13 protein-coding genes and 1 pseudogene are annotated in these 12,250 nt (G+C 37.6%); 6 read left to right on the top strand and 8 right to left on the bottom strand.

Annotated features, from left to right (window positions below; all coding sequences use genetic code 11):
• Window positions 1-14 precede the first annotated feature (14 nt).
• A complete protein-coding gene (locus CD33_RS11210) occupies window positions 15-1,235 on the bottom strand; it encodes an ATP-grasp domain-containing protein (protein WP_036200862.1) in 1,221 nt (406 codons plus the stop codon).
• A 255-nt stretch (window positions 1,236-1,490) separates the two neighbouring features.
• On the opposite strand from CD33_RS11210, the gene CD33_RS11200 reads away from it, so the two are divergent.
• Complete coding sequence (locus tag CD33_RS11200; RefSeq protein WP_198135542.1) at window positions 1,491-2,099, top strand: GNAT family N-acetyltransferase; 609 nt, start codon at window positions 1,491-1,493, stop codon at window positions 2,097-2,099.
• Between the two features lie 54 nt (window positions 2,100-2,153).
• Here CD33_RS11200 and CD33_RS11195 read toward each other — a convergent pair whose 3' ends face one another.
• Window positions 2,154-2,693 carry an ECF transporter S component gene (locus CD33_RS11195; RefSeq protein WP_036200855.1) on the bottom strand — a complete coding sequence of 180 codons (540 nt, stop codon included), beginning with the start codon at window positions 2,691-2,693 and terminating at the stop codon, window positions 2,154-2,156.
• Window positions 2,694-3,115: 422 nt separating this feature from the next.
• Between CD33_RS11195 and CD33_RS11190 the strand changes: the two genes are divergently transcribed.
• The 4 genes and pseudogenes from CD33_RS11190 (at window position 3,116) to CD33_RS11180 (ending at window position 6,645) form a co-directional block, all read left to right on the top strand.
• Window positions 3,116-3,340 (top strand): DUF1540 domain-containing protein, encoded by a 225-nt coding sequence (locus CD33_RS11190; RefSeq protein ID WP_036200854.1) that lies wholly within the window; start codon window positions 3,116-3,118, stop codon window positions 3,338-3,340.
• 249 nt (window positions 3,341-3,589) lie between these two features.
• Window positions 3,590-5,617, top strand: coding sequence for a bifunctional diguanylate cyclase/phosphodiesterase (locus tag CD33_RS11185; RefSeq protein WP_036200991.1), 2,028 nt, complete (start codon window positions 3,590-3,592; stop codon window positions 5,615-5,617).
• 22 nt (window positions 5,618-5,639) lie between these two features.
• Window positions 5,640-5,726: pseudogene (locus CD33_RS20195) on the top strand (VOC family protein); the annotation flags it as partial.
• 130 nt (window positions 5,727-5,856) lie between these two features.
• Window positions 5,857-6,645, top strand: a complete 789-nt coding sequence (locus CD33_RS11180; protein ID WP_036200851.1) for a nucleotidyltransferase domain-containing protein — start codon at window positions 5,857-5,859, stop codon at window positions 6,643-6,645.
• Here the strand turns inward: CD33_RS11180 and CD33_RS11175 are convergent.
• The 5 genes from CD33_RS11175 to CD33_RS11160 all read right to left on the bottom strand — a co-directional run bounded on the left by CD33_RS11175 (window position 6,637) and on the right by CD33_RS11160 (window position 9,546).
• Window positions 6,637-6,957 carry a DUF5658 family protein gene (locus tag CD33_RS11175; protein WP_036200850.1) on the bottom strand — a complete coding sequence of 107 codons (321 nt, stop codon included), beginning with the start codon at window positions 6,955-6,957 and terminating at the stop codon, window positions 6,637-6,639. The genes CD33_RS11180 and CD33_RS11175 overlap by 9 nt on opposite strands.
• A 168-nt stretch (window positions 6,958-7,125) precedes the next feature.
• Window positions 7,126-7,317 (bottom strand): H-type small acid-soluble spore protein, encoded by a 192-nt coding sequence (locus CD33_RS11170; RefSeq protein WP_036200849.1) that lies wholly within the window; start codon window positions 7,315-7,317, stop codon window positions 7,126-7,128.
• 14 nt (window positions 7,318-7,331) lie between these two features.
• Complete coding sequence (locus tag CD33_RS20520) at window positions 7,332-7,493, bottom strand: hypothetical protein (RefSeq protein ID WP_176400078.1); 162 nt, start codon at window positions 7,491-7,493, stop codon at window positions 7,332-7,334.
• Between the two features lie 114 nt (window positions 7,494-7,607).
• Complete coding sequence (locus tag CD33_RS19470; RefSeq protein WP_052130180.1) at window positions 7,608-8,204, bottom strand: hypothetical protein; 597 nt, start codon at window positions 8,202-8,204, stop codon at window positions 7,608-7,610.
• A gap of 151 nt (window positions 8,205-8,355) precedes the next feature.
• Window positions 8,356-9,546, bottom strand: coding sequence for a M14 family metallopeptidase (locus CD33_RS11160; RefSeq protein WP_036200848.1), 1,191 nt, complete (start codon window positions 9,544-9,546; stop codon window positions 8,356-8,358).
• 263 nt (window positions 9,547-9,809) lie between these two features.
• Here CD33_RS11160 and CD33_RS11155 point away from each other — a divergent pair, with 263 nt between their 5' ends.
• A complete protein-coding gene (locus CD33_RS11155; RefSeq protein ID WP_036200847.1) occupies window positions 9,810-10,760 on the top strand; it encodes a sensor domain-containing diguanylate cyclase in 951 nt (316 codons plus the stop codon).
• A gap of 73 nt (window positions 10,761-10,833) precedes the next feature.
• On the opposite strand, the gene CD33_RS11150 is transcribed toward CD33_RS11155, so the two are convergent.
• Window positions 10,834-12,237: a LysM peptidoglycan-binding domain-containing protein gene (locus CD33_RS11150; protein WP_036200846.1), complete on the bottom strand. Its 1,404-nt coding sequence runs from the start codon at window positions 12,235-12,237 to the stop codon at window positions 10,834-10,836.
• Window positions 12,238-12,250 lie beyond the last annotated feature (13 nt).

Raw genomic sequence — 12,250 nt, 5'->3', positions numbered from 1 at the left:
TTTATGTTCACTCCTTATAGATAGAAATTATGTTGTTCAAATTCTTCTAAAAGTCTTCTCATTTCATGAGCGTCTTCCCCGAAAAAGTTTATGGAACCGTAATGGTTACCGAAACCTACACGTTCCGCCACTTTAGATGAAGCCGGAATAAACATATTATGTTTTACAAAATAAGGGTGATTTTTAAGCTCTTTTGGGATATCCAATCTCGTAATGGATCTTACCCTCGGATAGACCATCAAATTACCGGAATGTCCTTTTGCCGAAATGACCTCTTTCGGGAAAAAGGCACTTAGTTCTTGTTCCGATGTATCCGGGTCGCAACAAAGAACCTGGCCTTGATATGCACTAAAGCCGTAAGCTCTCTCGATGTGCTCAAAGATATGGCCACCGGGAATACGGTTCGCTACTTCCCCGAAGTAAATTTTGCCATCAGGTGTAACGAAAAACTCAGGATGTATAATTCCATGAGTTACTTCAAAGGCAACTACAAGTTTTTCAATTTCTTCTCTTATTTGAGGTCGCCACTTTTCTAGCGCGGGAGAGGCTGGAACAAAATTGGAATGACCAAGTTTGACATATTCCGTTATGTTCAGGAATCTCACTTTGCCATCATGGATAAAAGCTTCACATGAAAACTCCTGTCCTTCTAAGTGGCTTTCCATCAAAAGGGGGAATTCTTCATCTTCAATTTCTTCGATATCCTTTTCTTCTCTAATCATTCGATGTCCTACAGTACCAGCCTTATCAAATGGTTTTACGTGGATTGGATCTAGTTGATCATTTTCAAGTCTTACTAATGCTTGATTCATTCTCTTGAAAAATCGAACGATATCTTCTTTATTGTAGGCTTCTTCAAAGACGCCTACTCGCAGACCGGCTAGGTGAGCACGACGCTTCATCAATCCCTTATCTCGCAATAGAAGGGATTTGTAATATAGTTTAGGATTTTCAAATAGTAAAGAATTCATCATGCCAGCCCATTCCACGGTTTCTTCGTAAATTGGAACCGCTACTTTGACATTTAGTTCCCTTAACTTCTCATATAGTTCAAATGATTGTTCAATTGAAACATTGAACTGCCATGGTATGAATAAGATTTCATTTTTATCGGCAAAGGATTGAAATTCAGGTGGTCCCACGACAACGTAAGGACGACTCATTTTATCGATTGCTTCTATTGCTTGTAGACTCCATCCAAGTAGTGCAGTTGTTTGGTTGTGATTTGCATGCATTCTTCAAAAATCCCCCGTCTCTTGAAATTATTTGAAACTTGCTATAGCAAAGAAATCTTTGCGAACTTTATTGTACTAAAAATAATAGGAATTAAAATCCTTTCGACAAAGTATTCTAAATGTTTTAAAAACATTAACAATTTTTACATTATATCCTATGTATTTGTCGAGGAGGCTAATGATAAAATGTGAATGGCTAAAATTTCAGTCTTCTGTGAATGGGGAAAAAATTTGATACCAAGGGAGAAATTTAAATTGCTGATTCAAAGAAGAGAAGGTCTGGTTGGGAAATTATTCGGAGGAAAAGATTGGTATGAAAGATTGAAAGAATATTTTCCAGAAAGAGAAATGAAATCAAAGCAACATTTTGAAATTCTTCTAAAAGAAAAAACTGAAATATATCAAGTATTGGAAGCGGATGATTACGTAGTTGTTTATTTTGAACAGCTGGATTATATATTTATAGATTATATTTTAGTATCAGGAAATGCCCGGGGTAAAGGAATTGGTGGAAAGGTTCTGGAAATGTTCAAGGAAAGGGGAAAGGCCATTATACTAGAAGTCGAACCGATTACTATGGAAGATCCCGACTCTGGGAAGCGAATTCGATTTTATGAACGAAATGGTTTCAAGAGAATGGAGGAAATCTGCTATGAAAGGATCCACAATGTTTCAAAGGAATTAAGCAAGATGGATATTTATTGCTGGTCCGAAGCCGAAGCTAATGAAGAGTGGGTATTGGAGAAAATGAAGGAAATCTACTCAAATGTCCATGCTTATAAAACGCAGGAGTTATACGGAGTGGATCCCCAGTCCGTTATAGAGGTGCTTTGGTTGAAAAAGAATTTACTAGAAGTAAATTAAACTAAAAGGTATAAAAAAGGAGGGAGCAATCGGAGGCTCTCTCCTTTTTTGCAGCTATTTAAATAGAGGGGTTTTCTTTAAAACAATACATACAGGTATGGCTACAGCAGCTCCTACAGCAATCTGTATAAGGTTGCCGGGTATTGAAGCAAGGGGGATAATCCAGTTGCCGAAAATAATTGATTCATAAAGATAGTAGACGACTAACATGACAGGAGTCGAAACGACCATTCCCAATATATTTAATCCTATGCTAGTCCCATTTTTTCCATTCGACCAAGCAATTTTCCCTACTATAAATCCCTGCAAGCCCCGTGCAATAAACGTGCCCGGTGCCCAAATCGTCCATCCGGACATTAAATCAAATAAGGCCATCCCAAGACTGCCTGCGATTGCTCCTTTTTTGGGACCAAACAAAATTGAAGCAATAAAAAGCATGCCAGTGCCAAGATGAACCAAGCCACCATTTCCGCCAATCGGCAGCTTAATATTTAAAAAGATTGTTGCAACGAATACAAGCGCAATAAGTAGTGCAGATACAATTAAATCAAAGGTTTGAGATCGTGGACTGGACAAGCTTTGTGTTTTTTGCATTTGAGTTACCTTCCTTACTATCTACAATTTAAGATTAACATTAACATTGGTCTGATATTTAAGAAAGTACCAATTTCATCGAAAATATAGGGGCCAGTTTGGTTGATAACTGGTCGTTACAGCTTAAGTTTTATAAACTAATGCAGGTACATCCGGTAGTGGATTGTCTGGTGTGAAAGATGGAGAAAAAATCGGCGAAAGTAAAAATCCGGAGATAAATGAAACGAAAAATGAAAATGGACATAAAGCAGTGAAATTATCCTTTTAGAGGCCCTTAATGTTAGAAAAAGTAATCAAAAGATTTCTTTGCGATTTTTATCAAATAAATATCACTATTTTGGACAGAATAAAAGCCGAAGAGTGGTGGGAGTTATTGATAACCACTAACACTTTTCACGACAATCGACCTGAGGAGGATAGCTATGCCAAATGTAGAAGTAAGCTGTGCTGTATCGAACTGTAGCTTCCATAAAAAAGGAAACGTTTGTGGGGCGGAAAAAATCCAGATAGATATGGATTACCACTCAAAAAACAAAAATACAGAGTTTGCTTCGGATTTTGATTTTGAGCGAATTTCGGAAGAAGCAAACAATTCTCAAGATACGTGCTGTAAAACGTTCAAACCTAAAGATGAACGTGGTGAATAGATAGATTTCACTATTCAAGAAATCATTTATTCAATACTAAGACATGAAGGCAAGGCTGTTTGAACCATACGATTGTTTGTGACAGGGACTAAAGAGAGCTCTTTGGTCCCTGTCTTTTTTCTTACTAAATGAAATATCCTTCACTTACAGATAATTATTACTTCTATTGACAAGTAATTTAATTATATAAAAATACTCCGTATTCAGATATAATTTAGAAAGAAATTAACGAAGAACAGAGGTTCAATCATGTTTTCTTTACCTGATTCCCAGGATATTTCCATTTTGGATGGAGATTATTCCGTCCTATTAGTAGTCTTATCAGTTTTTATTGCATGTTGCGCATCTTATACCGCTCTTTTTATGAACCAAAGAATACAAGAAAATGGCTTCTTCCCAAAGACATTTTGGCTGGTGCTCTCTTCAGTGGCGATGGGGCTTGGTATATGGTCGATGCACTTCATAGGTATGAGTGCTTTTATGCTCCCTGTCCCAATGGAAAATGATCCTGTCTTAACAATCGCTTCCATCCTTCCTGCCATTATTGCATCTTATATAGCATTCGATTTTGCTAATAAGTCACAGCAATCCGCTATTCCCTATTCTTCTATTGGAATCGTTATAGGGATAGGAATTGCGTCCATGCATTATTTAGGGATGGCGGCCATGAAATCCGAAGCGCAGTTTTATTATAAACCGGGATTATTTATTCTCTCTATTATCATAGCTATTGTTGTATCCATGGTTGCTATGTATGTATTTGCTACCTTGCAAAAATATATGGGCAATCAGCTAATTAAAATTATTACAGCCATTTTGTTAGGTGTGGCCATCTCGAGCATGCATTATACAGGAATGGCAGCAGTTGTGTTCTATGTAGAAGGTCCTTTGAAGATTAGCAATCATAATCATATTTTCCATATGGATTTATCGGTTATTGTGTTGGTTGCTGTCGGCATTTTATTTATCATCGTAGGATTAACGGGTGTGTTGGAACGTTTTGTGGATTACCGTTTGAAATATTATGACGCACTAACATTATTCCCCAACCAACGCCAGTTTGAAAAAGATACAAATAATCTGAAGACCATAGGGAGCCTTTCCATCCTTCAAATACAAGATCTTGAAAAATGGATTAACCAATATGGTTATGTTTTTGGTGATAAGGTGATTAGAGCGGTTGGGAAAATCCTCGAGGATAAAAAATTGCATTCTTGCAAAGTTTATCGAATAGAAGGGAACCGATTTGCTATTTATGCTTTTAATGATCAACGTTTTGAAAAATTAAAGGGGATGATGGAGAACATCACCTCCAATTTGAATGAGCCGATACAAATTGATGATTATGCAATAGTGATAAATACAGTTTGTGCAATATCTTCTTCAAATAATAAGGAAAGTGTTATGGAGCTATTATCAAATAACTTGGCAGTCCTTCATGATCCAGCCAGTACCCAAGAAAAGAATGTAATTGAATTCAATCCAAATATCCATACATATAACGTAGATAGACAAATTGTTGAAGATATTGAAAAAGCCATGGTGAACAATGAATTGTTCATAGTATACCAACCAAAAGTTCAATCCCATACAAAAAAAGTTTCTGGGCTAGAAGCACTTGTACGTTGGGAACACCCAGAAAACGGCATGATATCGCCAGGTATATTTATTCCTATCGTTGAAGCGGCGGGTAACAAAATATTCGACTTGACCGATTGGATTATTGAACATGTTTGCCGGCAAATTTCTCAATGGCTGCATGAAGATATTGAATTTGAACAGGTTTCCATTAATATTCCGGGTTCCTATATTACTTCTTCCCGACTGTATGAAGTGATCACCTTAAACCTTGGAAAATATAAAGTTGATAGTAAATATATAGAATTAGAAATTACAGAAACTAGCGTCGTTCATGATATCAAACATGCAATAACGGCAATAAATAAATTTAGGGAAATCGGATTATCTGTTGCATTAGACGACTTTGGTACAGGATTATCGTCATTGTCATATTTAAAAAGAATGCCAATATCCACAATAAAGATCGATAAATCTTTTGTAGATGGAATTTCGAATTCGGAAAAAGATTTCGCCGTTTTAAAGTCGATCATTAAGTTATCCAATTCCCTAAATTTAAAAATTGTTATTGAAGGTGTCGAGACGGAAGAGCAATATAATTTTATCCATTCAATGGAGGAGGCCCCTCTAATACAAGGGTATTACTTCTCACGGCCTTTGACATCCAAAGAGTTTGTAAATTGGACAAACGAACGATAATTAGAAGAGGAAATGAAGCTGCTTCAAAGGGGAACCCCAACAAATGGAGTGGGGGACTTTTGTTCAGTTTAGCGATGGGGATGGAAATTATTTCTTATTAAAAGACTAATTAAATGTAGACATAGTTGAATATCGACTGTGCCTATATTTTTTTATTTAGAAAAAGGATTTCTTGATAAACAGGATAGATTAAAAATTAATCCTTATAATAGAAAGAAACAATTAAGTGAGAGAAGACAATGGAAAATATCATTCGCAAAAAACTTAAAGAAATTGAAGAAGAAAATCACGTCCGAATACTTTTGGCACTTGAGTCCGGGAGCCGTGCATGGGGATTTGGATCAGCTGTCAGCGACTATGATGTTCGATTTATTTATATTCATCCACCAGAGTGGTATCTTTCCATTGATCCACAAGGTGTAGGTTCAAAAAAAGATGTGATTGCCTATCCACAAAAGGGAAACTTGGATATAAGTGGATGGGAAATAACAAAAGCTTTACGCCTTTTTAGAAAAAGTAATCCGACCATTCTGGAGTGGCTAAGAAGCTCTCCTATTTACTCCCACAATCATTCATTTGTAAAACAGCTACGTCGGCTCGAAAACGATGTCTTTAATTCCATTCCTATTATGCATCACTATTATAAATTAGCTATAGGGAACTACGCGAAGAGTTTCAAAGGAGAAGAAGTAAAAATAAAAATCTTCTTATATGTATTAAAGTCCCTGTTGTCTTGTATTTGGATTGGGAAATACAAATCTTTCCCGCCTGTGCGAATTCAGGAGCTATTACCTCTTATCGATGATGGACAAGTTAAGATGGACATTGAGCATTTAGTAAGGAAAAAGGTCTTAGGTGAGGATATGGTCACCCTTCTAGATTATCAGGATACCCAACAATTTTTGGAAACCCAATTTCTGTTTATCCAACAATTGCTGTCCTCACAAAAAAAGGAACAAACCATTGCCACAAGCCAATTAGATCAACTATTCAGAGACACGTTATCGACTGTGTGGACACTAAAGTAAGGAAAGCCAATAGAGATGCAGGCTGCAAATGCCGAAGTAAAGGAAAAAAACACCAACCAGTGATATTAAATAGAGTTTCTGAAAATGCGCCTTACTGTGCTTGTAAACCCAATAGGATACGAAAAGAACGAGGAGGGACAGGGCAATTTTTAAGATTAAAAACAAAGCTGGGTTAAACGAGATGATGAAATCCATAATAGGGTTCATTTCTTCAATGATTTTTTCCATTAACCCATAATTTGTAGCGATTCCATCTAAGAAATTTAAAAAGGCAATGGAAATCCCGAACAACATAATACTCTTTTTACCCATCATATCTTCCTTTTCAGCTGGTATAAATTTCCTTTACATTATTAACAAACTTTCCCATAACTATTCCTTTCCCGGATGTGTTTTTATTTCATCGTATGTATAATAATCGGCATGTATGTAAATAAAAATCCCAGAGGAACATGTCCACTGGGATTCTAATTTATTGGGCTATTGAGTGAGATATTCCTCTTTAAGTTCCGTTACAGCCACTTCTGAACGTTCTTCATGGGCGTGTCTTAGGTGAACTGTGGCAGTTTTGCCATCTTCGTGGAGTTTGTCAATCCAAATTGAAACTCCGTTATAGCTTACTTCATACTCTTTAGGTGATGCAAAAATTTCTTGTGCACGAGTGTATTCCAAAGAAAGCAACCTCCTTATTTTTTGTTATTCTTAGCTTTTTGAGCCAATTGATGAAGTTGATTTAGTTCCTGAGCAATTTCCTCTCGCATTTCACCTGGAGCAATTTTCGCATTTTTAGGTGTTTGGGGCAAGGATTGCTTGTTAGTGCCTTTACTTTTACTATCGTCTCTTCCCATGTCGTTCCTTCCTTTCGATTAGAATTCTTATTTAATATGGCTTCTGGGTAATTTTTTATCATTAAAAAATGCGATTTGAGCTAAATTAGCGCAATCGCAAAGAGTTCGTGTATTTTATTGTAAGCTTACACCAGTTTCCACCGAAATTGCTTCCACCTCATATAACCAATCTCGAAGTAGTGCCCTTGCTTCATCCAAGCCTTCATTTGCCTCTGTCACCTTATCCATATCTTGTTCCTCAAGAGCGGAAAGCATTAATGTAAAGCTATTATATTGAATATTGGCAGCATCAATATATAATTCATGGAGATCCCTTATTCGTGTATTCTTTGGCATGATGGATTCCAACTCTACAACAAATTCGCGGTAACTAGGTACAATCTCGTCAAAAAGCGTATTGTAGAGCTCCTCATCACTTGTATAGTTTGAGCCGGTAACACTTTCGTATAGTCCGATGATTCGATCTTCTTCTGGTGCCAACAATATAATTTCATCTACATAGAGCGTAAAATCCTGTGCTAAGTTTGCAGCTGGATCAGAGTCCGCTGTTGAAGTATCAGCTTTCGTGTCCGGTTTTATATCAGATGTAGAGGATTTCTCCTTAACGACCGACTCCTCAGTCGCTGTCTCTTCTTTTTTGGAATCTGTGTCACTACAACCGACTAAAAAGACAAAAGCAACAAGTGAAAGAGATAGTAATCGACTTTTCATGTTTCTCCTATCCTCCAACGAAACGTTTCAAACATGTTGGATTGTTTTTTAAAAATCGCATTCTTTATAGGATATTCAAAAACAAAATAAGTGTGACTCATATCCAAATGGATGGAAAGTGCCCAAATGCCTGAAACTCAGCATAAGCTTTTCAAAGATATAATCCTGCCAGGAAAATACCCAAGACTTCTTCATATATCTCGTCAAACTGACTTAAAGGAAGGGGGTTTTGACCTCGGCCCATCTCTACCGTAAATCCAGGTCTGCGCCAATCTTGAATAAACCAGTCCTTATAGCCCGCATAACTTTCAAGGGATTTGACAGGTAGGTACCCACTCACCCTGGCAAATTCATTCACGATTGTTTCCGATTCGGGCGGCTCCATATTTTCAAAGCCCCAGTAGATAACCTCTCCCTGTGTGTGGAAGGCGATAACACGGGCATAATCTCTTCTTCTGGTTAATTCGGCCAGAGCGATTGCTTCGGGTTGAGTTAGTGGGGCCTCTCCACCATAATCCCTCGGGCCAGGTGTTTTTGGGTTGCGTTCTCGTTCAGCCGCCCAATTTGCAGGAAATTGATCGTTTAAATCGACACCATTGATATTCGCTTTCCAGTTGGAGAAATCCGTATTTCCATTGTTCCATTCTACAACTTGATCCCGCCAAGAAGCATTTTCAGGAGCACCATTAATCACTAGATCAACTCCATCTGGATTGACCATAGGAACAACTGACAACATGGCTTGAAGATAGTAAGGGAAAGGAGATAAACCTCGTATAGAACTTTGATTAGTGAGTGCTAAGAGATAATCGTTCAGAAATGTCATCACAATGGGTGTGGTAATCCATTCATTTGCATGAAAGGCCGCATTATAGTGAACTCTTTTTGATCCATTGCCAATTAGCAGCTCAGGTATATTTTTACCTAATACCGTGTTGCCAATGTTTATCATCCGCATAAATGGATATACGGCAATCAGTGCCCATAAATCGTTCATCATCGTATTATAATCATAATTTTGTTTCCCATTGACTAAACGTGAAGTCACTCTGCGCGGAATCTGGATGACTTGCCCGATTTGTAGGAAACTCGGGTTCAGGTTAGGATTAACCAAGAAAAGGCTTTCTAAAGGTAGGTTGTTTCTTTGAGCAATTAACCATAAAGAATCGCCATTCCGTATTTGATAATTCGTAGTGAGATAGCCGGGTACTCTTAATCTTTGGCCTACAGACAAAAATTGGGCATTTGTATTTCGATTGGAATCTATTATTAATCGAAGCGGGATAGAAAACAATTGACTTAAGGACCAAAAAGAGGTCCCAGGCAATACATAAACGTCCAAATTACTCCTCCTTATTGATTCTCCACATTTTTCAGATAGTCAATTATATGAATAAAAGGGGTGATTATGTTGGTAGGTTTAGTTGATGAAGATGAAAGTTTGTTATTTGCTCTAATATTATTAGTAAAAAGTTAGATTTGAAGAATTTATAATTCTAGCTTTTTTCCTATTACAACAGTGTGGATATAATACTATAATGAGAGGAAGAAATAGGAAATGACAATCAGGTTTCTTTTATACATAGTAGAAAAGTGGTGTAAATTATGTGGTTTGTTGTACTAGGGATAGTCATAATGCTGTTAGCAACATGTATAAAACAATACTATCGGTTGGCTCAAATGAGACGGCAAATGGACTACTTAAACCCACTTATTGAGACAGTGGAAAATGTGAAAGATATTATCTACTATTGTGAAATACCGCAATTAAAATATAATTATTTAAGTCCTGCGGTTAATCAATTTGGACCCAATATTTACGAGCGACATATGAAAGATCCGTACAAAATCTATGAACTGGTCCACCCGGAGGATTATGAGAAACTGGAACATAAAGCAACAGGAAAGATGGATTTTAGCAAACCGCTAACCATACGGCTTCTCAATGACAAGGGGAATTATGTTTGGTTTGAGGAGTATGCTACCCCAGTCTATAAAGAAGGTCAGTTAGTGGCACTTCAAGGTATTCTCAGAAACATTGATGATAAAATGAAATTACAGAAGCAATTAGAATATGAAGTATCTCATGATGGCTTAACAAATGTCTATAATCGCACCTTCTTTCAAACGAAAATGGGGATTTTTAATAAGGTTGAAGATGTCCCAATAGGTGTTATTATTTGTGATTTAGACCAGCTGAAATATATAAATGATACCTATGGGCATCAAACGGGAGATCGTTTGATTATTGAAGCTGCCAATATTTTGACAAATTGCGCGAACGAAGAGACCATAATAGCCCGATTGGGTGGAGATGAATTCGCGATATTGTTACCTAAATCAACGGAAGAAGATGTTGTGGCATACATAAACAAAGTTATTCAAAGCTTAAATTACCACAATAGCTTTAATGAATCTCTTCAAATTCATATTTCCATGGGATATTCCTATATTCATTCCTCAATTCAAAATATGGATTGTTTATATAGTGAAGCTGATCACCAAATGTATACAGCGAAGAATGCGAAAAAAGTATTGGCGAGGTTAAGAAAATAAACTCTGCTCTAAATTGAATAGCTTAGAGCAGAGTTCTTTTTGTGCGCATTCCCAAATCTGTCCTTGCAAGGTTTCATATAATCTCAAAATTGGCATTTAATAGTGCCCAATTTTGGGGATAAGGATAGCCTAATGCCCAATAACTGATGCCTCTTAAATTGTACTGTTTGAACAAGTTGAATTTTGCTTGTGCGCTGCGGGCATCCTCAAACCATACCTCATGCCCTTGACCCTGTTCATCAACATAACGGAAATAAGGCGACTGTGCAACTTCATCGAATTGAATGGCCGCATTATATTTTGATGCACGACGAACAGCCTCTTGAGGACTAAAAGTATCTGCCGTTGCCCCATCAATGTGTGGGATCTTCCAATCTCTCGCATAAACTTGAAAGCCTAAATAAATTTTATTTGCGGGCATCACAGAGAGTGCATATTCTACTACCCGCCGCATTTGATTGATTGGTGAAATTGCTTGGGGGGATGCACCTCTCCATCCCCATTCGTAGGTCATAAGCACAACAAAATCAGCAATTCTGCCGTGAGCTTCATAATCGTGTGCAGTATATAATAGTCCTTCCTGTTCGCTACTTGTCTTGGGGGCTACTGCGGTAGAAACAAAAAATCCCTGGGGATGGAGTCGATTCACTGCGAGTTGAAGAAATTGGTTGTAATTGTCCCGGTCCCTAGGTTGGACATATTCAAAATCAATATTTAATCCTTTGTAGCCTTTTTCCTTCATAAGTTGAAGAACGTTGGTAAGTAATGTTTCTCTAATATCGGGGCTAGATAAAACAGCGTGTGCAAGGTTCGTTCCTGTTGAAGTAACAGATAGGTTCGTGATTGCCAACATGGAGGAAACATTTTTGGCTTGGGCAGCAGCAAGCATTAATTCATCAGCAAATGGTTTAAGGGAACCATCTTCTCTGATGAGATAGGCAAAGGGGGTTAGAAATGTTAGGAACTGTCCAATTTCGTTGACAGCCCCTTTAGCTTCATCATCTCTTTGGTAGGTATAAGCATTTACTTCTATTTTTGGTTTCCTTCTAGGTATGGCCAACGAAGAGCCTGCGAAGATAAGGTTTGGATTGGAGAGCTGATTTTCCGAGAGTATGGACTGAACCGTGGTTCCATAAAGAGATGCGATTTGCCATAAATTCTGCCCTGGTTGAACAACGTGCACAGTCGGTGGAATATAGAGTGTCGTACCAGGGAATATGAGGTTTGAGTGCGTAATTCTATTTAAATTCATAAGGGTATTGATGGGAATACCATAATTCCCTGCTATCGACCAAAGGTTTTCGCCAGCCTGTATCGTATGCATACTTCCCATGGATGGGATAATAAGGGCTTGCCCGGGTAATAAATGATCAGGGTCAGGTAATTGATTCAATTGTTGGATTACATTCATGTTCACATGATATCGGCTTGCAATTTGCCAAAGTGCCTCACCATGGTTGACGACATGTATTAGCAATACAGAAGCCCCC

The sequence above is a fragment of the Ureibacillus sinduriensis BLB-1 = JCM 15800 genome, assembly GCF_000772955.1.
In the GTDB taxonomy this organism is placed as follows: Bacteria; Bacillota; Bacilli; order Bacillales_A; family Planococcaceae; genus Ureibacillus; species Ureibacillus sinduriensis.
Note: the sequence above shows the minus strand (reverse complement) of the source record. Positions and strands in the feature narration are given on the sequence as shown.

Coding starts and splice junctions, on each gene's coding strand:
- CD33_RS11210 (WP_036200862.1), bottom strand. CDS start 1,235: ATGCATGCAAATCACAACCAAACAACTGCACTACTTGGATGGAGTCTA.
- CD33_RS11195 (WP_036200855.1), bottom strand. CDS start 2,693: ATGCAAAAAACACAAAGCTTGTCCAGTCCACGATCTCAAACCTTTGAT.
- CD33_RS11190 (WP_036200854.1), top strand. CDS start 3,116: ATGCCAAATGTAGAAGTAAGCTGTGCTGTATCGAACTGTAGCTTCCAT.
- CD33_RS11185 (WP_036200991.1), top strand. CDS start 3,590: ATGTTTTCTTTACCTGATTCCCAGGATATTTCCATTTTGGATGGAGAT.
- CD33_RS11180 (WP_036200851.1), top strand. CDS start 5,857: ATGGAAAATATCATTCGCAAAAAACTTAAAGAAATTGAAGAAGAAAAT.
- CD33_RS11175 (WP_036200850.1), bottom strand. CDS start 6,957: ATGGGTAAAAAGAGTATTATGTTGTTCGGGATTTCCATTGCCTTTTTA.
- CD33_RS20520 (WP_176400078.1), bottom strand. CDS start 7,493: ATGGGAAGAGACGATAGTAAAAGTAAAGGCACTAACAAGCAATCCTTG.
- CD33_RS19470 (WP_052130180.1), bottom strand. CDS start 8,204: ATGAAAAGTCGATTACTATCTCTTTCACTTGTTGCTTTTGTCTTTTTA.
- CD33_RS11155 (WP_036200847.1), top strand. CDS start 9,810: ATGTGGTTTGTTGTACTAGGGATAGTCATAATGCTGTTAGCAACATGT.